At 64.4% G+C, this 21,811-nt stretch carries 15 protein-coding genes; 9 read left to right on the plus strand and 6 right to left on the minus strand.

The genetic code is table 11. The features are described 5' to 3' along the window. The first annotated feature begins 21 nt into the window (after positions 1-21). The gene (locus tag IG169_RS19755) at positions 22-1,704 is read left to right on the plus strand and encodes an ATP-binding protein (RefSeq protein ID WP_193177987.1); all 1,683 of its coding nucleotides are present in this window, start codon (positions 22-24) and stop codon (positions 1,702-1,704) included. 14 nt (positions 1,705-1,718) lie between these two features. Here the strand turns inward: IG169_RS19755 and IG169_RS19760 are convergent, their stop codons facing one another. After that, the gene (locus IG169_RS19760; RefSeq protein WP_193177988.1) at positions 1,719-2,786 is read right to left on the minus strand and encodes an acyltransferase family protein; all 1,068 of its coding nucleotides are present in this window, start codon (positions 2,784-2,786) and stop codon (positions 1,719-1,721) included. A 310-nt stretch (positions 2,787-3,096) separates the two neighbouring features. Between IG169_RS19760 and olsB the strand changes: the two genes are divergently transcribed. Then, on the plus strand, positions 3,097-3,999 hold the full coding sequence (olsB, locus tag IG169_RS19765; RefSeq protein ID WP_193177989.1) for a l-ornithine N(alpha)-acyltransferase: 903 nt from the start codon (positions 3,097-3,099) through the stop codon (positions 3,997-3,999). A 6-nt stretch (positions 4,000-4,005) separates the two neighbouring features. Here the strand turns inward: olsB and IG169_RS19770 are convergent, their stop codons facing one another. Next, on the minus strand, positions 4,006-6,306 hold the full coding sequence (locus tag IG169_RS19770) for an NADP-dependent malic enzyme (RefSeq protein ID WP_193177990.1): 2,301 nt from the start codon (positions 6,304-6,306) through the stop codon (positions 4,006-4,008). Between the two features lie 120 nt (positions 6,307-6,426). On the opposite strand from IG169_RS19770, the gene mutS reads away from it, so the two are divergent. The 6 genes from mutS (at position 6,427) to IG169_RS19800 (ending at position 16,005) form a co-directional block, all read left to right on the plus strand. Beyond that, positions 6,427-9,120: a DNA mismatch repair protein MutS gene (mutS, locus tag IG169_RS19775; protein WP_193177991.1), complete on the plus strand. Its 2,694-nt coding sequence runs from the start codon at positions 6,427-6,429 to the stop codon at positions 9,118-9,120. A gap of 74 nt (positions 9,121-9,194) precedes the next feature. Continuing rightward, positions 9,195-12,023, plus strand: a complete 2,829-nt coding sequence (locus IG169_RS19780; RefSeq protein ID WP_193177992.1) for a [protein-PII] uridylyltransferase — start codon at positions 9,195-9,197, stop codon at positions 12,021-12,023. Between the two features lie 3 nt (positions 12,024-12,026). Beyond that, positions 12,027-13,607, plus strand: coding sequence for a murein biosynthesis integral membrane protein MurJ (gene murJ / locus IG169_RS19785; RefSeq protein ID WP_193177993.1), 1,581 nt, complete (start codon positions 12,027-12,029; stop codon positions 13,605-13,607). A gap of 110 nt (positions 13,608-13,717) precedes the next feature. Further along, positions 13,718-14,782 carry a tryptophan--tRNA ligase gene (gene trpS / locus IG169_RS19790; RefSeq protein WP_193177994.1) on the plus strand — a complete coding sequence of 355 codons (1,065 nt, stop codon included), beginning with the start codon at positions 13,718-13,720 and terminating at the stop codon, positions 14,780-14,782. Positions 14,783-14,846: 64 nt separating this feature from the next. Next, entirely contained in the window at positions 14,847-15,338 is a 492-nt protein-coding gene (locus tag IG169_RS19795) for a universal stress protein (protein ID WP_193177995.1), read from the plus strand. Positions 15,339-15,435: 97 nt separating this feature from the next. Then, the gene (locus tag IG169_RS19800; protein ID WP_193177996.1) at positions 15,436-16,005 is read left to right on the plus strand and encodes a NifU family protein; all 570 of its coding nucleotides are present in this window, start codon (positions 15,436-15,438) and stop codon (positions 16,003-16,005) included. Between the two features lie 69 nt (positions 16,006-16,074). On the opposite strand, the gene IG169_RS19805 is transcribed toward IG169_RS19800, so the two are convergent. Beyond that, positions 16,075-16,686, minus strand: coding sequence for a L,D-transpeptidase (locus tag IG169_RS19805; protein WP_193177997.1), 612 nt, complete (start codon positions 16,684-16,686; stop codon positions 16,075-16,077). Positions 16,687-16,890: 204 nt separating this feature from the next. On the opposite strand from IG169_RS19805, the gene IG169_RS19810 reads away from it, so the two are divergent. After that, the gene (locus IG169_RS19810; RefSeq protein ID WP_193177998.1) at positions 16,891-17,373 is read left to right on the plus strand and encodes an MmcB family DNA repair protein; all 483 of its coding nucleotides are present in this window, start codon (positions 16,891-16,893) and stop codon (positions 17,371-17,373) included. A 6-nt stretch (positions 17,374-17,379) separates the two neighbouring features. On the opposite strand, the gene IG169_RS19815 is transcribed toward IG169_RS19810, so the two are convergent. The 3 genes from IG169_RS19815 to hrpB are packed head-to-tail and all read right to left on the minus strand — an operon-like array spanning position 17,380 to position 21,798. Next, positions 17,380-17,928: an ActR/PrrA/RegA family redox response regulator transcription factor gene (locus IG169_RS19815; protein ID WP_193177999.1), complete on the minus strand. Its 549-nt coding sequence runs from the start codon at positions 17,926-17,928 to the stop codon at positions 17,380-17,382. A 45-nt stretch (positions 17,929-17,973) separates the two neighbouring features. Further along, positions 17,974-19,275, minus strand: coding sequence for an ActS/PrrB/RegB family redox-sensitive histidine kinase (locus IG169_RS19820; RefSeq protein WP_193178000.1), 1,302 nt, complete (start codon positions 19,273-19,275; stop codon positions 17,974-17,976). A 57-nt stretch (positions 19,276-19,332) separates the two neighbouring features. Beyond that, entirely contained in the window at positions 19,333-21,798 is a 2,466-nt protein-coding gene (gene hrpB, locus IG169_RS19825; protein ID WP_193178010.1) for an ATP-dependent helicase HrpB, read from the minus strand. Positions 21,799-21,811 lie beyond the last annotated feature (13 nt).

Consider the following 21,811-nt stretch of genomic DNA (forward strand, 5'->3'; position numbering starts at 1 on the left):
GCGATGCGATAGAAAGTTCGCATGGATATGGGAGCGAACTTTCATCAGCTACAGCGCGCGTGGAACGCGGTCGTCCGCTGGATGGCACCGGTGGCGCCGTCGGGATTCGAATTGCAGCGCAATGAATATCCCGATCTGCACGCGGTTCAGCGCGCCCGCGACGACGCCGAACGGGCCAACCGCGCGAAGTCCCGCTTCCTGGCGATGACGAGCCACGAGATACGCACGCCGCTTAACGGCATTATCGGCATGGGCAAGCTCCTCGCCGACACCGAACTGACGCCGGAACAACAAAATTATGTCGATGCGATCACCGTCTCGAGCGAGGCGCTGCTGACGCTGGTCAACGACCTGATGGAGTTCGCGCGTTTCGAATCGGGTGACCTGGAATTCCATCCGCAACAGACCGCGATCGCGCCGCTGGTCAGCGGCGTGGCGGAATTGCTGTGCGGGCGGGCTTTCGCGAAGGGCATCGATCTCGGCTACTACCTGTCTCCGGAAGTGCCGGAATCCGCGACCTTCGATCCCGGCCGCCTGCGCCAGGCGCTGATGAACATCATCGGAAACGCTGTGAAATTCACCGAGGAAGGCGGCGTCTCCGTCACGGTCGGCTACTGCGACAACATGCTGGAATTCTCGATCCGCGACACCGGGCCCGGCATCGCGATGCGCGACCAGAAACGAATTTTCGATGAATTCGAGCAGGCAAGCATCGGCATCAACCGGCCGCATGAAGGAATCGGCCTCGGTCTCGCAATCTCCAAGCGCATCGTCGAAGTGGCCGGCGGTTCGATCGAACTGACGAGCCGTATCGCCGAGGGATCCTGCTTCCTGATCCGTTTCCCGGTCACCGGCGTCAAGGAAGCGGAACGTCACGACAGGGACCTCGCCGGACGCACGGTCGCCATCCTGAGCCCGAACCCGATCGAGGCCAGGCTGCTCGCACGCGCACTGAAAGACGCGGGTGCCGAGGCCAACATCCACCTGACGCGCGAAAACGCCATCGAGGCCTGCCGGCGCGAACCGGACAACGCGACCCTGATCATCGACAACCGGATCGGCGGCGGCGCGGAAAGCTTTCTCGATCACCACGATCTTTCCGCCAGGCTGATTGCCCTGATCGAGGCAGAGGACCGCGGCTCGACCGGCGCACATTTCAAGGAGGCCGGGCACGCCTTCCTGACCCGGCCGGTGCGCCCGAGCACCCTGATCCGCATCGTCTCGAACACCGCCAGCGCCCTGTCGCTTGCACCGGACACGATGACGAACAACATCGCCATGCGCCCGGAAATCCGCCACAAAACGGGTCTCAACGTACTCGTCGCCGAGGACAATCCGGTCAATGCGCTGCTGACGCTCAGGATGCTGGAAAAACTCGGCCACCGCGTCCACCATGTCGAAAACGGCAAGGCGGCGGTCGACGCGGTGCGCGCCTCGCATCTGCAGGCGGGCATACCCTACGACATCGTGTTGATGGACCTGCACATGCCGGTGCTCGACGGTGTCGACGCGATTTCGGCGGTCCGCCGCTTCGAGGACGAGGTCGAACTCTCGCCGGTGCCGATCCTCGCGCTGACGGCCGACGTGCTGCCCGAGACGCATGTCAACGTCATCAATGCGGGCGCCGACGGCATCCTCACGAAACCGCTCGAACCGGACGACTTTATCGCCCAGATCGCCCGGCTGAACCAGAAAGCCGCGTAGCTCAAACGTTGCGGTTATATTCTTTTGTGATTGGCATCCGGTCTCCAGCGCAAACCGAGCATAGCAACCCTGGTCAAGGGGAATCGCTTCGCGACGACATGCAACAAGACAGGCAACGCGAGGCCGCAGACAACTCCGACCGCGATAAACACCGCAGAATCCTCGATACCTGCGGCCGTCAAACCGCGACGCGCAAAGGACGTTGCGAACACGTGATACAGGTAGATCGTGTAGGAATAGGGACCAAATCGGGCCAGGATGGAAATTCGAGGCAGCGTCATCATCGCGAGCATGCACGCACCGAATCCGAACGCCAGACTTTGCAGATCGCGGTTGTCGACCGAGAAACGACCGGTATCAAGATATTCCGATACGTTGACATAGCTCGCGGCCGCGACCGCCAGAAACGCCAGAGGGATCAGCAGGCCCGTCCTGGCGAAAATCTCGTTCACGTTCCGGTGGAACAACACGCCCAACAGAAAGTACGGAAGCAGGTATATCGCGCCGTAGATCGAAAAGACATTCTGCTCAGGCTTCCAGCCACTCTCATACAAAACCAGCGAACAAAGAAATACCGGCAACGCCGACTTGCCTCGCGTCCAAGCGTCCAGTGGCGCGTAGATCACGAAGATCAGAAAAATCGACATCAGGAACCAGTAGTGCAGGTAGGGAAAAACAGCGAATTGCCATAGCGGCCGTTCCATCTCGAAATGGGTGTCCACCAGTTTCACGGCGATAACGCTCAAGAAGATCGCTACGGTACCCGGCACGATTAGCCGGCGAACCTTACCGATCATGAACCTGGGCAATTCCGGCGGCCTTATCGGCCTGATCGCGAAGACGAGCCCCGAAATAAAGGCGAAAAGCGGCATCCTCAGATCGACGAAAAAATCCGCAAACAGGCGAGCCGGGTGCGGGTAATCGACCTCAAGCCCGTAGGACGGCGACGAGCCGATCACATGATAGGTCACCAGCAAAATGGTGGCGATGATACGCACCGTTTCGATCGGAAGCGCCTTTTCGACCCTTCGTTTCGTCGCGGGAAGATCGGACGATACCGTGGAATAATTAATAGAGGTCAATGATCGCAGCAATCCAGGAAATGGTAGCGGTTTAGGCGAGGATTTATCATGCCCCATCGCAATTGAACGAAACGTGTAAATTTAAAATAGAAATGCTCTTTTGCTGCAGGAAAGTTCCGGAAAGATAATCTTGGCGAAAAGATTCTCGGGTTTCGAGACCTTGCCGGCGAGGAAATGAACGCCAAGCCAGACCTTGAGATCGTCATGCGTTTGTCGCATTAGAAGTCTAGCGAATGAGCAATTCGCCGGCGTGGCCGATTCGACCAGGCCGGTCCGGTTTCACACCCTTCGCCACGAAAAGGGTCGCGGGATGAACATCGCCAACCAGACAGCCCTCGCGGGCACTAAAGCGGGCACGGCACCTTCGTCCCTGATGGATAACCATCCGGCGGACCATGGCGCGCTGCTCGGGGAAATCGGGGCGCTGCAGGCCCGGCTCATCACCGATCCGGCCGAACTCGACGCGTCGCAGCGCCTGCGTTACCGCGTCTTCGGTGAGGAAATGGGCTCCTGTTTTTCGCAGGACGGCGGCGCGAGCGACCGCGACGAGGATTGCTACGACGCCGTCTGCGACCACCTGATCGTTGTCGACACGACGCTTCCCGGCGGCGCGCCGGACCAGATCGTCGGCACGTATCGCCTGTTGCGCGACGAGGTCGCGGCGCAGACGGGCGGCTTCTATTCGGCCGGCGAATACGGCATCGACGCGCTCGTCGCTCGCCACCGCGGCAAACGATTCCTGGAACTCGGACGCTCCTGCGTGATGCCGGCCTACCGTTCCAAACGGACGATCGAACTTCTCTGGCAAGGCATCTGGGCCTATTGCCTGCGCCACGAGATCGACGTCATGGTCGGCTGCGCCTCGTTCCCGGGCGCGGTCGCGCAATCGCATGCGCTGCCGCTGTCATTCCTCTACCAGCATGCCCGCGCCTCGGGCGAATGGGCCGTCGACGCCGCCTGTGCCGATGCGGTTCTGATGGACATGATGCCGGAAGAGGCGATCGACATGAAGACGGCGCTCGCCGCCATGCCGCCGCTGATCAAGGGTTATCTGCGCCTTGGCGCGAAATTCGCCGACACGGCGGTGCCCGACCGCGCCTTCGGATCGACCGACGTTATGGTCATCCTGCCGGTCGCGACGATCAGCGAGCGCTATGTGCGCTACTACGGCGCCGACGCCGGACGCTTCGCTCCCGGCGCCAAGACGGCCTAACTCCGCTCACGCGCTCGCATTGTAGGCGGCGATGGCCGCCATGTTGACGATATCGGCGTCCTTGGCGCCGAGCGACACGATCTGCACCGGCTTGTTGAGACCGACGAGAAGCGGGCCGATTACGGTCGAACCGCCGAGTTCCTGCAGCATCTTGGTGGCGATGGACGCCGAGTGGAAAGCCGGCATGATCAGGACGTTGGCCGGGCCGGACAGACGGCAGAACGGATACTGGCGCATCAGTTCGGCATTGAGCGCGACATCGGCCGCCATCTCGCCGTCATACTCGAAATCGACGCGACGCTTGTCGAGGATGCGCACCGCGTCGCGCACCTCGTTGGAGCGCTCGCCGGGCGGATGGCCAAAGGTCGAATAGGCGAGCATGGCGACGCGGGGCTCGTAGCCCATGCGGCGCGCCATGCCGGCGGCCTCCTCCGCGATGTCGGCCAGTTCGACCGCCGTCGGCATATCGTGGACGGCGGTGTCGGCGACGAGCACGGTGCGGCCACGGCAAAGCGCCAGCGACAGGCCGATCACCCGGTGGCCGGGCCGCGCGTCAATGACGCGGCGCACATCAGCCAGCGCGGTGGAATAGTTGCGGGTCACGCCCGTCACCATGCCGTCGGCGTCGCCGAGCGCGACCATGGTCGCGGCGAAATGATTGCGGTCGTTGTTGATCAGGCGCTGGCAGTCACGGAAGAGGTAGCCGCTGCGTTGCAGCCGCTCATAGAGGAAATCGGCATAGACGCCATTCCTGTGCGACAGGCGCGCATTGATGATCTCGATGCCGGGGCGATCGATATCGGCGCCGGCTTCCCTAGCGGTCTCGCGAAGCTGGTCCTCGCGGCCGAGCAGGATGGCGGTGCCGAGTTGCTGGTTCGCATAGGACACAGCGGCGCGGATCATCTGTTCCTCCTCGCCCTCGGTGAAGACGATGCGCTTCGGATGACGGCGGACGCGCTCGTAGATGCGCTGCAGGGTGGAAGCGATCGGGTCGCGCCGCGCCGACAGTTGCCGCGCATATTCGTCGAAATCGGCGATCTCGCGGCGTGCGACGCCGGTTTCCATCGCGGCCTTGGCGACGGCAACCGGAATGGCGGAAATCAGACGCGGGTCGAACGGTACCGGGATGATGTAGCCGGGTCCGAATTTCGGCCGGTTGCCGGCATAGGCCGCGGCGACGTCGTCGGGCACGTCCTCGCGGGCAAGAGCCGCGAGCGCATGGGCGGCGGCGGCCTTCATCGCCTCGTTGATCTCGGTCGCGCGCACATCGAGCGCGCCGCGGAAGATATAGGGAAAGCCGAGAACGTTGTTGACCTGGTTCGGATAGTCCGAGCGGCCGGTCGCGACGATGGCGTCGGTGCGGATCTCGGCGACCTCCTCCGGCGTGATTTCCGGGTCCGGATTGGCCATGGCGAAGATGATCGGATTGTCGGCCATGGAGCGAACCATGTCATCGGTCAGTGCGCCCTTGACGGAGAGGCCGAGAAAGACGTCGGCGCCGTCGAGCGCATCGGCGAGCGAACGCCTGTCGGTTTTGACCGCATGGGCGGATTTCCACTGGTTCAGGCCGGTCGCGCGGCCCTGATAGATAACACCCTTGGTGTCACAGAGGATGACGTTCTCGTGGCGCACGCCCATCGACTTGACGAGTTCGATGCAGGCGATCGCCGCCGCGCCGGCACCATTGCAGACGATCTTCACCGTTTTCAGGTCGCGGCCGGTCAGGTGCAGCGCGTTGATCAGGCCGGCGGCGGCGATGATCGCGGTGCCGTGCTGGTCGTCGTGGAAGACGGGGATGTCCATCGCCTCGCGCAGCCGCTGCTCGATGATGAAGCAGTCGGGTGCCTTGATGTCCTCCAGATTGATGCCGCCGAAGGAAGGCCCGAGCAGGCGCACGCAATTGACGAATTCATCGATGTCCCTGGTATCGACCTCGAGATCGATGGAATCGACGTCGGCGAAACGCTTGAAGAGGACCGCCTTGCCCTCCATCACCGGTTTCGACGCCAGTGCGCCGAGATCACCAAGACCAAGGATCGCGGTACCGTTGGAGATGACGGCGACCATGTTGCCGCGTGCCGTGTAGTCGAAGGCCTTGGACGGATCCTCGGCGATCGCCTTGACCGGCACGGCGACGCCCGGCGAATAGGCGAGCGAAAGATCGCGTTGCGTCGCCATCGGCTTGGTCGGGTTGATCTCGAGCTTGCCGGGCCGTCCGCGCGAGTGGAAATCCAGCGCCTCCTGCTCGATCACCCGCGGCGCCGAGACCGGCTTTGCACTGGCGGCTGGTTTCGGGGATTTCGGCATGGGCGTTTCCGTCGATTTATTATTGATTGTCCAAACAAGATGGGGAGCTTGTCGTAAGGCTATTTGCCCGGCCTGTAAACGCGACTATGACTGAGAAAATCCCGGGCCAACGCAGGATTCATGCTGACAAAGACCGCACAGGCCGCCGCGCCGACGCCAATGATGGCGCAATATCTGGAGATCAAGGACGCGAATCCGGATTCGCTCCTGTTCTACCGGATGGGCGATTTCTACGAACTTTTCTTCGAGGACGCCGAAATCGCCTCGCGGGCCCTCGGGATCACGCTGACGAAACGCGGCAAGCATCTCGACGAGGATATCCCGATGTGCGGCGTGCCGGTGCATGCCGCCGACGACTACCTGCAAAAGCTGATCGGCCAGGGTTTCCGGGTCGCGGTCTGCGAACAGCTCGAAGACCCGGCCGAAGCGAAGAAACGCGGATCCAAGTCGGTCGTCAGACGCGACGTGACGCGGCTCGTGACCCCGGGGACGATAACCGAGGAAAAGCTGCTCGATCCGTCCGAGAGCAGTTCGTTCATGGCGATCGGGCGGACGAAATCGGGCGGCGGCGACATGGCGCTCGCCTGGATCGACATCTCGACCGGCCAGTTCCGCATCGCCGCGACGGCGCCGGAGCGGCTGCTGTCCGACATCCTGCGCATCGGCCCGCGCGAGATCACCGTCGCCGAGACGGTGTTCGAGGACGAGAAGCTCAGGCCGGTTTTCGATCATCTCGGCTTGGCGGTGACGCCTCTGCCGGCGAGCTTCTTCGACAGCGCGACGGCGCAGGACCGGCTGACGCGCTTTTACGGCGTGCAAACCCTGGACGGTTTCGGCGCATTTTCCCGCGCTGAACTGTCGGCTGCGGCCGGCGCGATCGCCTATGTCGAACGCACACAGATTTCCGAGCGCCCCGCCTTGCAGCGGCCGGAGCGCGAGGATGCCGGCTCGACGCTGTTCATCGACCCGGCGACGCGGGCGAACCTCGAAATCGAACGCACGCTTTCCGGATCGCGCCAGGGCAGCCTGTTGAAATCCATCGACCGCACGGTGACCGGCGGCGGCGCGCGGCTGCTCGCCGAACGGCTGCGCTCACCGCTGACGGATTGCGATGCGATCAACCGGCGGCTCGATTCCGTCACCTTCTTCATGGCCGGAAACGAACGGCTGACCGACGCATTGCGCGGCATCCTGAAATCGGCGCCCGACATGCCGCGGGCGCTGTCGCGGCTGTCGCTCAACCGCGGCGGACCGCGCGACCTCGCCGCCATCCGCGAGGGGCTGGACGCGGCGGCCGAAACTTTAGACCTGATCGCAGCGATCGACCTGCCGGACGAACTCGCGGAAGCGGCGGGCTCCCTTTCGCAAGCGCCGCAGGATGTCGCGAACAGCCTTTCAGCGGCGCTCGACGACGACGTGCCGCTGATGAAGCGCGACGGCGGCTTCGTGCGCTCGGGCCATCACGGCGAACTCGACGAGATGCGGGCGCTGCGCGATGAATCGCGCAAGGTGATCGCCAACCTGCAGACCCGCTACATCGACGAGACCGGCGTCAAATCGCTGAAGATCAAATACAACAACGTGCTCGGATACTTCATCGAGGTGACGCAGATGAACTCGGACGCGCTGACCGGCACGGACGAGGCCAAGGGGCGGTTCATCCATCGCCAGACGCTGGCGAACGCCATGCGGTTCACGACGACGGAACTCGCCGATCTCGAAAGCCGCATCGCCAATGCCGCCGACAGGGCGCTGACGATCGAACTGGAAATCTTCGACCAGTTGCAGGCAGCGGCGATCGCGGCAGCGGACGCGATCCGCGACGCAGCGCATACGCTGGCCGTTCTCGACGTTTCCATCGCGCTGGCGCGGCTGGCGGAATCGGAAGGCTATTGCAGGCCGAAGGTGGATGACAGCCGCACCTTCGCGGTCGTCGCCGGGCGGCACCCGGTCGTCGAACTGGCGCTGCGCAAACAGGCGGCCAACCCATTCGTCGCCAATGATTGCGACCTGTCGCCCGAGGGTGACGGCGACCAGGGCGTAATCTGGCTTCTGACCGGGCCGAACATGGGCGGCAAGTCGACATTCCTGCGCCAGAACGCGCTGATCGCGATTCTCGCCCAGACCGGCTCCTTCGTGCCGGCGGGCAGCGCGCATGTCGGCGTCGTCGACCGGCTGTTCAGCCGGGTCGGCGCTTCCGACGACCTGGCGCGCGGGCGCTCGACATTCATGGTCGAGATGGTGGAGACGGCGGCGATCCTGAACCAGGCCGGCGACCGCTCGCTGGTCATCCTCGACGAGATCGGGCGCGGCACGTCGACCTTCGACGGCCTCTCCATCGCCTGGGCGACGGTCGAGTACCTGCACCAGAAAAACCGCTGCCGGACGCTGTTTGCGACACACTTCCACGAACTGACCGCGCTCGCCGAGACGCTCGCCAGCCTGCACAACGTGACGATGAAGGTGAAGGAGTGGGAAGGCGAGGTGATCTTCCTGCACGAGGTCGGCCGCGGCGCGGCGGATCGCTCCTACGGGGTTCAGGTCGCCAAGCTCGCCGGCCTGCCGGAAAGCGTGGTAACGCGCGCCCGCGACGTGCTGGACCAACTGGAAGCGCAGGGCCGTGACAGCAAGGCGGCGAAGCTCGTCGACGACCTGCCGCTGTTCTCCGCCGAGGTCAAACGCGAAGCCCCGAAACCGGAAAAGAACAACGAACTGGAAGAGGCGGTCGCCGCGCTGACTCCGGACGACATGACGCCGCGCGACGCGCTGGAGGCGCTCTACCGGCTGAAGACCCTGGCGGCAAAACCGAAGTGAAGCCGTGTGACAACGCCATCGCGCTTCTATATGAGGCTCGTTAGAGCCACCGGACCAAATTCTGCCGACACATCATGCAGGACACCATAAATCCGCATTACCCCGCCAGCGATCACGATGCGCTGCGATCCGAGCTGATCGCGATCGCCGACCGCCACGGCGGCGACGGCAGCGGTCACGAAGTTCGGGCCGAAGTGCTGGCGCATCTGAAGACCGTGCTCGCGGAAGATCGCAAGCAGGCCGAAAAGCAATTGTTCGAGGACGGCGGCGGCATCGCCTGCGCGCAGCGGCTGTCGGACGCCATGGATGCGATGATCCGCGCGATATACGATTTCGCGATGAGCCGCGTCTTCCGGGTCAACAATCTGTCGCAGGGCGAACGCCTGGCGCTGGTTGCCGTCGGCGGCTACGGACGCGGCACGCTGGCGCCCGGTTCGGACATCGACCTGCTCTTCGTGCTGCCCTACAAGCAGACGCCGCTCGGCGAGCAGCTCGCCGAATACATCCTCTACATGCTGTGGGACCTTGGCCTGACCGTTGGCCACGCGACCCGCTCGATCGACGAATGCGTAAGGCTGTCGAAGGCCGACACGACGATCTGCACGGCAATCCTCGACATGCGCTATCTCTATGGCGAGGAAGCGCTGTTCAAGGAATTGCAGAAGCGGTTCGACGAAGAGGTGGTCCGGAACACGGCGTCGGGCTTCATCCAGGCGAAGCTCGCCGAACGCGACGCCCGCCACAAGCGCATGGGCGAGACCCGCTATCTCGTCGAACCGAACATCAAGGACGGCAAGGGCGGCCTGCGCGACCTGCAGACGCTGTTCTGGATCGCGAAGTATTTCTACCGGATCGCCGACCGCTCCGACCTGGTCAGGAAAGGCGTGCTGTCACGGGCCGAATACAATCTCTTCGTCAAGTGCGAGGACTTCCTCTGGGCGGTGCGCTGCCACCTGCATTTCCTGACGGGAAAGGCGGAGGAGCGGCTCGGATTCGAGGTCCAGCGCAGCCTCGCCGACCGGCTCGGATACAAGAGCCATCCGGGGCTCAAGGACGTCGAGCGCTTCATGAAGCACTACTTCCTGATCGCCAAGGATGTCGGAGACCTGACGCGCATCATCTGCGCGGCGCTGGAAGAGGAAGAGGTCAAGCAGGCGCCTGCCTTCAACCGACTCCTGCAGACGCTACCGTTCAAGCGGCGCGGTCGCAAGATCCGTGGCACCGACGATTTCATCATTGAAAACAAGCGCATCAACATCACCGGCGAGGACGTCTTCGAGAAGGACCCGGTCAACATCATCCGGATGTTCTGGTTCGCCGACCGCGACGGGCTTGATTTCCACCCCGAGGCGCTGCAACTGACGCGCCGCTCGCTGAAGCTGATCCGCAAGTCGCTGCGCAACGATCCGGAAGCCAACCGGCTGTTCATGGACATCCTGACATCGCGCAAGGATCCGGCGCTCAATCTCCGGCGCATGAACGAGGCCGGCGTGCTCGGGCGTTTCATCCCCGACTTCGGCAAGGTCGTGGCGATGATGCAGTTCAACATGTATCACCACTTTACGGTGGACGAGCACCTGATCCGCACCGTTGACGTATTGTCGAAGATCGAGCGCGGTATCCTCGACGAGGAACACCCGCTTGCCACCTCGATCCTGCCCGACATGCAGGAGCTGCGCCGCATGCTTTATATCGCGCTGTTCCTGCACGACATCGCCAAGGGACGGCCGAAGGATCATTCGATTGCCGGGGCGGAAGTCGCGGAAAAGCTGTGCCCGCGGCTCGGATTTTCCGCGGCCGAAACGGAAACCGTCGCCTGGCTCATCCGCGACCACCTCGTCATGAGCACGGTGGCTCAGTCGCGCGACCTTTCCGACCGCAAGACCATCGAGGATTTCGTCGCCACGGTGCAGACCGTGCAGCGGCTGAAGCTTCTGGTCGTCCTGACCGTGTGCGACATTCGCGCCGTCGGGCCCGGCGTATGGAATGGCTGGAAAGGCCAGCTGCTGCGCACGCTCTATTCGGAGGCCGAACTGGCGATGACCGGCGGCTTCTCGGAAATCAACCGCAAGCAGCGGGCTTCCCATGCGCGCGACGCGCTCACCGAAGAACTGTCGGCGTGGCCGGAAGACGAGCGGCGGGCTTATGTGAAGCAGCACTACGACAACTATCTTCTGACCGTCGATATCGAGGACCAGGTGCGGCACGCGGAATTCGTCCGCGCGGCGCGGGCCGAGGACAAGAAGCTGGCGACCGACGTCAAGACGAACCAGTTCCAGGCGATCACGGAGATCACGGTGCTCGCCCCCGACCATCCGCGCTTGCTTTCGATCATCGCCGCGGCCTGCTCGAGCGCCGGCGCGAAGATCGACGGCGCGCATGTATTCACGACCAGCAACGGTTGGGCGCTCGACACGATCCTGATCAACCGCGAATTCGACGATGACGGCGACGAATTCCGCCGCGCCAAACGGATCGGCAAGGTCATCGAGGATGTGCTGTCGGGACGCGAATACGTGCCCGACATGCTGGCCAACAAGATGAAGCCGCGGCGCGGACTGAAGGCGTTCACGATCGAGCCGGCCGCCGCCGTCAAGAACACGCTGTCGAACCGCTTCTCGGTCATCGAGGTCGAAGGGCTCGACCGGCCGGGCATCCTGTCGGAGATCACCGGCGCGCTGTCCGATCTCAGGCTCGATATCCATTCCGCGCATATCACCACCTTCGGCGAGAAGGTGGTCGACACATTCTATGTCACCGACCTGACCGGCCACAAGATCACCGATCCGGCGCGCCAGAAGCGCATCCGCAAGGTGCTGGCGGACGTGCTGATGGGACGCGGCGACGAAAATCCGGTGGTGCAGGTGAGCGCCGGGCTCGCCAAATCACAGAAGGCTGGCTGACGCATGAGCCTGTTCGGCAAGTTCCTGGGTGTCGGCGGCGCGACATCGGCTAGCCGCGTGCTCGGTTTCGTGCGCGAGGCGATGATCGCGGCGGCGCTCGGCGCCGGGCCGGTGGCCGACGCCTTCTACGCCGCTCTGCGCTTTCCGAACCTGTTCCGAAGACTGTTCGCGGAAGGCGCGTTCAACTCGGCCTTCGTGCCGATCTTCGCCAAGGAAGTCGAGGCGAATGGCGAGGACAGCGCGGCGCAGTTCGCCGGCGAGGTCTTCTCCGTCCTGACGCTCGTCCTCGTCGTGTTCTCGGCCGCGGCGCTCGCCTTCATGCCGTTTCTCGCCGCGACGGTGATCGCGCCCGCCTTCCAGGACACGCCGGAGAAATTCGACCTGACCGTGCTGCTGGCGCGGATCATGTTTCCCTATCTGACGGCGATGTCGCTGGTTGCAATGCTGTCGGGCGTGCTGAACTCGTTCCGTAAATATTTCCTGGCCGCGCTTGCGCCGGTGCTGCTCAACATCGTGCTGATCGGCGTGCTTTTGGCGGCGCTCCGCTACGGCTGGGACCAGCGGGGCATCGGCGTCGCCCTTGCCATCGGTGTCGTCCTGGCCGGACTGCTGCAACTCGGGCTGCTCGTCTACGGGCTGATCCGTCTCGGCTTCCGTTTCAAGCCGCAGCGGCCGCGGCTGACTCCGCAGGTCAGGCGACTGCTCGGGTTGGCCGCGCCGGCGGCGCTGACCGGCGGAATCGTCCAGATCAACCTGGTGATCGGCCAGATCATCGCCTCGCAGCAGGACGGTGCGATCGCGCTTCTGAATTATGCCGACCGCATCTACCAGCTGCCGCTCGGCGTGATCGGCATCGCCATCGGCGTCGTACTGCTGCCGGAACTGGCGCGTGCGCTCGGCGCCAACGAGCAGAAGACGGCGCTGACACTGCAGAACCGCAGCCTCGAATTCGGCCTCGGACTGACCGTCCCGGCGGCCGTCGCGCTGGCGCTGACGCCGGTTCCGTTCATCGCCGTCATCTACGAGCGCGGCGCGTTCTCGGCGGACACTACGCAGGCGGCGGCCGGCGCGCTTGCCGCCTTCGCGATCGGCCTGCCGTCCTTCGTGCTGATCAAGGTTTTGCAGCCGGGCTTTTTCGCGCGCGAGGACATGCGCACGCCGATGTGGTTCTCGCTCGTCTCGCTGATCGTCAACGCCGGCGGCAGCCTGGCGATGTTCCCGCTCATCGGCCATGTCGGTATTGCCGCGGCAACAAGCCTCGCCGGTTGGGTCAACGCGATCCTTCTCGGCGTCACGCTGTGGCGCCGCCACCATTTCCGCCCGTCACCGGAGACGATCCGGCGCACGGCGATGATCCTCGTCTGCAGCGCGATCATGGGACTGGCGCTCTATGGCGCGTGGTCCTATTCGCGCGAGACGTTTCTTGCCTCCGGCATTCTCGTGCGCGCCGGCATCGCGATGGGCCTGATCGCGATCTCGATGCTGATCTATTTTGGCCTGGCGATCGCCACCGGCGCGATCGACCGCTCGATGCTGCAACGCTCGATGACGCGGCAGCGGACGGCGAAAGGCGGCGAATCGTGATGCGGACTTGAAGGTTTCGCGACTGCCTGTCATAAGCCGCGCGCAACCGATCCTCGCATCCGGAGCCAGACTCTGCGACGGGGCCCTCCACCAGCTTCGGGAACACTGAAATGAGCAGCTTCGAACCCCTCGTCTTTTCGGGCGTGCAGCCGACGGGCAATCTCACGCTCGGCAACTATCTCGGCGCGATCCGCAAATTCGTCGCGCTGCAGGAAAGCCACAACTGTATCTATTGTGTGGTCGACCTGCACGCGCTGACGGTCAATCCGAAGCCGCAGGAACTGATCGACGGCACGCGGTCGATCGCCGCGGCGTTCCTCGCGGCGGGCATCGACCCGGTCAAGCACATCGTCTTCAACCAGAGCCGCGTGTACCAGCATGCCGAACTCGCCTGGATATTCAATTGCGTCGCGCGCATGGGCTGGCTAAACCGCATGACCCAGTTCAAGGAGAAAGCCGGCAAGGACCGCGAGAACGCGTCGGTCGGCCTGTTTGCCTATCCGAACCTGATGGCCGCCGACATCCTGGTCTATCGCGGTACGCATGTGCCCGTCGGCGAAGACCAGAAGCAGCATCTGGAACTGGCGCGCGACATCGCACAGAAATTCAACAACGACTATTCGGAGCGCATCGGCGATCTCGGCCTCGGCGTGCCTGTCCAGGTCGGCGACGAGACGGTCAACGGTTTCTTCCCGCTGACCGAACCGCTGATCGAGGGGCCCGCGACGCGGATCATGAGCCTGCGCGACGGAACGAAGAAGATGTCGAAATCGGACCCATCCGACCTGTCGCGCATCAATCTGACCGACACGGCCGACGACATCGCAAAGAAGATCCGCAAGGCCAAGACCGATCCCGAAGCGCTGCCGTCGGAGACCGCCGGGCTCGCTGAACGGCCGGAGGCGAACAATCTCGTCGGCATCTACGCGGCGCTCGCCGACACGACCAAGGAAGCCGTGCTGAACGAATTCGGCGGCCAGCAGTTCTCCGCCTTCAAGCCGGCGCTCGCCGATCTCGCGGTCACCAAACTCAGCCCGATCGCCGAAGAAATGCGTCGCCTGATGACCGATACTGCCCATATCGACTCGGTGCTGGCCAATGGCGCGGAACGCGCCTCGGTGCTGGCCGAGAAGACCCTGGCGGACGTAAAGCGGATCGTCGGGCTGCTCGCCTGACGACCGTGAGCCTGCGCCAATCTGGGCGCTTGATGCCGTCACTGCAGCGTGCCATGTATCGGCCATGTTTACAAAGCGACTGATCAACGAAGCTGGCCACCGACGGAAATTTCTGGCGGTGATCGACGACACGCCCGAATGCGAACGGGCCGTGCTTTACGCCGCGCGCCGCGCGCTCAAGACGAATGGCGGCCTCATCCTGCTGTTCGTCATCGAACCGGGCGATTTCCAGCACTGGCTGGGCGTCGAGCAGGTGATGCGCGCCGAGGCGACCGAAAACGCCGAGGCGGTTCTCGCGAAATACGGCGCCTATGCGCGTGAAAAGGCGGGTATCGAGGCGGAAACCGTCATCCGCGAAGGCGTGCCGGTCGAACAGATCCACGCGCTGATCGAGGAAGACCAGGACGTCGCGATCCTCGTTCTCGCCGCCGGCGCGGCCAAGGAAGGGCCCGGACCGCTGGTCTCGTCCGTCGCCGGGCGCAGCGCGGCATTCCCGATTCCCGTCACCGTCGTGCCGTACAATCTCAGCGACGAGGATATCGAGAGCCTGTCGTAATCCGCGATTCGCGCGAAAAGGCGCATCTCTCGCGCTTGATATGGGCGAGCGACCGGCCTATTTAGAATTATTCCAAACTGTTTGCCGGAGCGACACGATGTTCATCCAGACCGAAGCAACGCCGAATCCCGCCACGCTGAAGTTCCTGCCCGGCAAGGTCGTCCTCGACAGCGGCACCGCCGATTTCCGCGATGCCGACGAAGCGGCCGCGCAATCGCCTCTCGCCGGCAAGCTGTTTGCCATCGATGGCGTGACGGGCGTGTTCTTCGGATACGACTTCGTCACCATCACCAAGGACGACGCATCCGAGTGGCCGCATCTGAAACCGGCGATCCTCGCCGGAATCATGGAGCATTTCATGTCGGATGCCCCGGTGATGGCCGAACAGGGCGCCGGCAACGAAATCGCGCCGGGCGAGGAGTTCTATGACGAAAGCGACGAAACCATCGTCGCCACGATCAAGGAACTGCTCGACACGCGCGTGCGCCCGGCCGTCGCCCAAGACGGCGGTGACATCACCTTCCGGGGCTATCGCGGCGGCACGGTCTTCCTGCACATGAAAGGCGCCTGCGCAGGCTGCCCGTCATCCACAGCGACGCTCAAGCACGGCATCCAGAACCTGCTGCGTCACTTCATCCCCGAAGTGCAGGGCGTCGAAGCCGTCTGATACGCACCACAAGACAAAGAAAAAGCCGGGCTTTTCAGCCCGGCTTTTTTGTTTCCGCGTCATGCGGTTCTACATGACGATGACCTTGGCCCCGACCTCGGCACGATTGTAGAGATCGACAATGTCCTGGTTCATCAGGCGGATGCAACCCGACGACATCGCCTTACCGATCGACCACCATTCCGGCGAGCCGTGCAGGCGGTAACCGGTGTCGCCGCGCTTGTTGTAGAGATACATCGCGCGCGCGCCGAGCGGATTGTTGAGGCCCGGCTGCATGCCGCCACGATATTTCGCGAGTTCCGGCTGGCGATTGATCATTGCCGGCGGCGGTGTCCAGACCGGCCATTCGCGCTTCATCGCGATCCGGGCGGTGCCGGACCATTCGAAGCCTTCGCGGCCGACGCCGATGCCGTAACGCATCGCCCTGCCGTTCTCCATCACGAAGTAAAGATACTTGGCGCCAGTATCGACGACGATCGTGCCGGGCTTTTCCTTCGTCTGGTAACTCACGACCTGGCGGCGATATTGCCGTTCGACCTTGGTAACCGGAATTGCCGGCAGCTTGTAGGCGCCATCGGCCTTTGCCGTGTAGGCATTTACCACCAGGCTCGACCCGGACGTACTGCAGCCTGCCAGTGCCAGTGCCGCCAGAGCGGCTATAAGAATGCGTGACCCCCGCATGGAATTCTCCCGTTTTAAAAAGCCGGCCACGACCTTCCCAGAATCACGCCGACGACCCTACGTAAAACAGTCTTGCAAGACTGTCATCTAGAGCCCATTCATTGATTAACCATGAAAATAAAAATGTGACATTCATCACACACCGGTCAAACGGAAAATGAGGCTGCTGCCCCCGGGGGCGGCGAATCGTGGCAAACTGGATAGATGCCGATAATCGATCTGCACGCGAAAAACCCGCTCGAAGACGGCCGTCAATCGGTCCGTGCGCTCAGAATCCGGCGCGGGGTGCAATTGTTGCTGACGGAAATGGGAGCAGCGCATGTGCCGGAACTGACGCTGGCCAGCGGGCGGCGCGCCGATATCATTGCGCTGTTCCGCGACGGGTCGATCTGGATCGTCGAGATCAAGTCCTCGGTCGAGGACCTGAAGGCCGACAACAAATGGCCGGACTATCGCGATTATTGCGACAGGCTGTTCTTCGCCACGCTGGGCGACGTGCCGCAAGCGATTTTCCCGGAGGATTGCGGGTTCATCCGCGCCGACGAGCATGGCGCGGCACTGCTCGGGGAAGCGCCTGAACACCGGCTGGCGGCGGCGCGGCGCAAGGCGGTCACGCTGCGCATCGCGCAATCGGCGGCGCAGCGGCTCTATGCGGCGGAACTCGCCGGGATCGAACTGCCCGAATAGGCGAATTCAACGCGGCGCGCGCTTGGCGAGGATGCGCTGCAGGGTGCGACGGTGCATGTTGAGGCGACGCGCCGTTTCCGAGACATTGCGATCGCACATCTCGAAGACGCGCTGGATATGCTCCCAGCGCACCCGGTCGGCCGACATCGGATTTTCCGGCGGCGGCGTCTTTTCGCCCGGCATCGTCGTCAGCGCGGCATAGATTTCGTCGGCATCGGCGGGCTTGGCAAGATAATCGACCGCGCCGAGCTTCACCGCGGTGACGGCGGTCGCGATATTGCCGTAGCCGGTCAGCACTATGGCGCGGGCGTCCGGTCGGCGCACCCGGATGGCCTCGATGACGTCGAGACCGTTGCCGTCGCCAAGGCGCATGTCGACGACGGCATAGGCCGGCGGCGCCTTTTTGACTTCGGCCAGACCGTCGGCAATCGTTTCGGCGGTGGCGACGGCAAAGCCTCGGCTCTCCATGGCGCGGGCAAGACGCTGCAGAAACAACCGATCGTCATCGACGATCAGCAGGCTTTTGTCCGGGCCGAGTTCGCTTGAGTCTTCCATCCCATTCACCTGTTTTGATCTCTTTATTACACTCTTCGTACCCTGTCATGCCGCCAGTTGCATGGCCGCGCGCGGCCATTCCACGACAACATCGGCGCCTTTTCCCGAAGAAAATGCGTTCGAGAAGCGCACGGTGGCGCCCGACCGCTCCAGAAGGGTCTTGGCGATGAAGATGCCGAGACCGAGACCGCCGCCACCGTTGCGCTGCCTTTCCGGAATGCGCGGAAGATCGGGTTCGCCGATGCGTTCCAGCATCTCCGGCGGGAATCCCGGACCGTCATCGACAATGCGGATGCGCACCGTGTCCGGCGTCCAGGCGACGCTGATCTCGACGGCCTCGCTGGCGAAATCGACGGCGTTCTCGACCAGATTGCCGAGGCCGTAGATGATGCCCGGATTGCGGCGGCAGACCGGTTCGTTGCCGGCATTCTCCTCGATCCGCGAGCTGATACGGATGCCGAATTCGCGATGCGGCGCGATGACCTCCTCGATCATGGTGCGCAGCGCCATGCGCGCAAGATGGTCCTCCTCGCCGGTTCCAAGCGTGCTCAGCCGCTTGAGGATCTCGCGGCAGCGGTCGGCCTGGGTGCGCACCAGCGCGATGTCCTCGCGCAGGCTTTCGGGCTCGAAGGGTTCGCGCCCCATCTCCTTGGCGACGAGCGAGATGGTGGCGAGCGGCGTGCCGAGTTCATGTGCGGCGGCGGCGGCAAGCCCGTCCAGCGCCGACAGGTGCTGCTCGCGCTGCAGGACGAGTTCGGTCGCCGCAAGCGCGTCGGACAGCCGCCTCGCCTCCTCGGCGACGCGATAGACATAGAAGGCCGTGAAGACGATCGTGGAGACGACGGCGACCCACACGCCGGCGACGAAGACCAGCGGGATCTGCAGCCCGACGCCAGGATACCACGGCAGCGGCAGATGAACGAAAGCGAGCGCCGAAGCAAAGGCGAGGGTCACGGCGGCGAGTAGCGCCGTGTAGCGCGGCGGCAGCGTCGTCGCGGAGACGATCACCGGCACGATGAGCAAGATGCAGAACGGATTGGTCAGGCCGCCGGTCAGCGCCAGCAGGCCGGCCAATTGCGCCACGTCGAAGAGCAGGACGGCAAGGACGCCGATCGGATTCAGGCGCTTGTTGGCCGGAAAAAACCAGGTGAGCGCGATGTTGAGAAGCGCCGCGATCGCGATCAGGATCATGCAGGCTGCGATGGGCAGTTCGAACCGCAGTCCCAGCGCAACCAGGAGAACGGCAGACAGCTGGCCGAGCGTCGCCAGCCAGCGCGTGTTCGTGATTGTCGAGAGGCGCAGGCGGCGATTGTCGAAACCGGTCTCGTGGGCGAGTTCAAATTCCATATGGCGTATATACGGTGCGTGTTTCGTTTTTGAAACGACAACCGCGAATCAGCGTTATCACGGCCGCGGCTTGGCGCGCCGGGTCGCTTCGGCGCCGGCCGGATCCTCCGGCCAGGGATGTTTGGGATACCGTCCCCTCAGGTCGGCGCGCACCGCCGCCCACGACCCCGCCCAAAAGCCGGGCAGGTCCTGCGTGCGCTGGATCGGCCGGTGGGCGGGCGACAGGAGTTCAAGCGTCAGCGGCACCGTGCCGCCGGCGATCGACGGATGGGCCGTGAGGCCGAACAGCTCCTGGACGCGGATGGCGACGACCGGCGCGGAGCCGTCGTCGGGGTAATCCAGCATGATCGAGGAGCCGGTCGGCGCGGTGAAACGCGACGGCGCGTTTTCCTCGATCCGGCGCTGAAGGTCGGGCGGCACAAGCAGCAACAGCGCGTCGCGCAGCGTGCCGGCATTCAGGCCCGACAGGCTGACCGCCCCTTGCAGGAAAGGCGCGAGCCAATTCTCCAGGCTTTCGATGAGGGCGGCATCGTCCATCGCCGGCCAGGGATCGCCGAGACGGACATGCAGCCAGGCGAGACGGGCGCGCAATTGGGAAACCTCCTTCGACCACGGCAAGAGGCCAAGGCCGTTTGCGCGAACGGCCGCAAGAAGCGCCGCCGTCGCCGCCTCGCCGGGCCCGACCTTCACCGGCACGCGCGACAGGACCACCGCGCCAAGCCTTTCGACGCGGCGGGCGGTCAGGCCGCCCTTTTCCCTGTCGAATTCGACCTGCTCGGCCTTCTCGATGCGATCGCCGAGGATGGCCCGGATTTCGGCTTCGCCGACGGCGGCCGCCGAGGTGATGCGGCCCTCGCGCGCGACGCCGGTGACGTCGGCGACGACGACATGGGTCTCGCCGGCCAGCGGCTCGGTCTCGTCCATCGCCGCGCCGCGGCCGTTCGCCATGACGAAGGAACCGCGCCGCGCGCCGCCGCGCGATTTCGCGACCCTGTCGGGATAAGCATCGAGCAGCATCGCGCCGACGGCCGTTTCCTCGCCGCCCGCGGGCAGGGACATGGATGCGACCGTGCGCTTGGCCATGTCACGCAGGCGCGCCAGTTGCGGGCCCTTGCCGCGCAGGGCGGTATCGAACCGGTAGCCGATATCGACGCCCGGACCGGCGGCGCCGCGCTCGGTGACCAGCAGGGCGAGCAGCATGCGCCGGAAGGCATCGTTGCGATCCTTCGCGGCGACGACCATGGCGCCGAGGCGCGCCGGCAGAGCCAGGTCGCGCATCGCGGCGCCCTTCGGCGTCAGGCCGCCGCGCCCGTCGATCGCTCCGAGCATCGTCAGAAGCGCGCGCGCCTCGTTCAGCGCCGGTGCCGGCGGCGGATCGAGGAAACGCAGGCTGGCCGGATCGGCGACGCCCCAGGCGAGGCAATCGAGCAGCAGCGATGTCAGGTCGGCATTGAGGATTTCCGGCGGATCGAAGGCGGCGAGCGCGCGCGTCTGCTCCTCGCGCCACAGCCTGATCGCCACGCCCGGCTCCGTGCGGCCGGCGCGGCCGGCGCGCTGCGTGGCGGCGGCCTGGCTGACGCGGCCGGTCTCCAGCCGGGTCAGGCCGGAGCCCGGATCGAAGACCGGGCGGCGGGCAAGGCCGGAATCGATGACGACGCGCACGCCATCGATGGTGATCGAGGTCTCGGCAATCGCCGTCGCCAGCACGATCTTGCGGGTGCCGGGCGCAGGCGGCTGGATGGCGCGATCCTGGTCGGCGATATCCATCATGCCGTAAAGCGGCGCGAGAAAGGCATCCGCCGGCAGACGGTCGGCGAGCGCGGCGGCGACGCGGCGAATTTCGCCCTGCCCGGGCAGGAAGACGAGCAAGCTGCCCGTCTCGGTGGCGAGCGCCCTGCGGACGACCCGGACGACCGCCTGCTCGGCGGTTTCGGTGCCGGGCCGGTCCTCGTAGCGGATCTCGACCGGAAAGGCCCGGCCCTCGCTCTCGATCACCAGCGCATCACCAAGCAGGGACGCGACGCGCGCGCCGTCGAGCGTCGCCGACATGATGAGGATGCGCAGGTCCTCACGCAGACCTTCCTGCACGTCGAGCGCAAGCGCGAGGCCGAAATCGGCATCCAGGCTGCGTTCGTGGAACTCGTCGAACAGGATCGCGCCAATACCGGCCAGTTCCGGATCGCCGGTGATCATGCGCTGGAACACACCCTCGGTGACGACCTCGATGCGGGTCCTCGGGCCGACCTTCGTATCGAGGCGCATGCGGTAGCCGACGGTTTCGCCGACGGTCTCGCCCAGCAATTGCGCCATGCGGCGCGCGGCGGCGCGGGCGGCGAGGCGGCGCGGTTCGAGGACGACGATCTTTTGTCCTGAGAGCCAAGACGCATCGAGCAGCGCCAGCGGAACAAGCGTCGTCTTGCCGGCGCCGGGTGGCGCGACGAGAACGGCGTTCGGCCGCCTGGCGAGGGCGGTGCGAAGATCGTCGAGAACCTCGGTGACCGGCAGGTCGGGCATGGTGGTCAGCGCCATCGGCAAG

This window comes from Oricola nitratireducens, assembly GCF_014904745.1.
Taxonomy (GTDB): domain Bacteria; phylum Pseudomonadota; class Alphaproteobacteria; order Rhizobiales; family Rhizobiaceae; genus Oricola; species Oricola nitratireducens.

Excerpts from the sequence above, each read along its gene's own strand:
- IG169_RS19805 (WP_193177997.1), bottom strand. The coding sequence starts at position 16,686 with ATGCGGGGGTCACGCATTCTTATAGCCGCTCTGGCGGCACTGGCACTG.
- IG169_RS19755 (WP_193177987.1), top strand. The coding sequence starts at position 22 with ATGGATATGGGAGCGAACTTTCATCAGCTACAGCGCGCGTGGAACGCG.
- mutS (WP_193177991.1), top strand. The coding sequence starts at position 6,427 with ATGCTGACAAAGACCGCACAGGCCGCCGCGCCGACGCCAATGATGGCG.
- IG169_RS19795 (WP_193177995.1), top strand. The coding sequence starts at position 14,847 with ATGTTTACAAAGCGACTGATCAACGAAGCTGGCCACCGACGGAAATTT.
- IG169_RS19800 (WP_193177996.1), top strand. The coding sequence starts at position 15,436 with ATGTTCATCCAGACCGAAGCAACGCCGAATCCCGCCACGCTGAAGTTC.
- olsB (WP_193177989.1), top strand. The coding sequence starts at position 3,097 with ATGAACATCGCCAACCAGACAGCCCTCGCGGGCACTAAAGCGGGCACG.
- IG169_RS19770 (WP_193177990.1), bottom strand. The coding sequence starts at position 6,306 with ATGCCGAAATCCCCGAAACCAGCCGCCAGTGCAAAGCCGGTCTCGGCG.
- trpS (WP_193177994.1), top strand. The coding sequence starts at position 13,718 with ATGAGCAGCTTCGAACCCCTCGTCTTTTCGGGCGTGCAGCCGACGGGC.
- IG169_RS19815 (WP_193177999.1), bottom strand. The coding sequence starts at position 17,928 with ATGGAAGACTCAAGCGAACTCGGCCCGGACAAAAGCCTGCTGATCGTC.
- murJ (WP_193177993.1), top strand. The coding sequence starts at position 12,027 with ATGAGCCTGTTCGGCAAGTTCCTGGGTGTCGGCGGCGCGACATCGGCT.
- IG169_RS19780 (WP_193177992.1), top strand. The coding sequence starts at position 9,195 with ATGCAGGACACCATAAATCCGCATTACCCCGCCAGCGATCACGATGCG.
- IG169_RS19810 (WP_193177998.1), top strand. The coding sequence starts at position 16,891 with ATGCCGATAATCGATCTGCACGCGAAAAACCCGCTCGAAGACGGCCGT.
- IG169_RS19820 (WP_193178000.1), bottom strand. The coding sequence starts at position 19,275 with ATGGAATTTGAACTCGCCCACGAGACCGGTTTCGACAATCGCCGCCTG.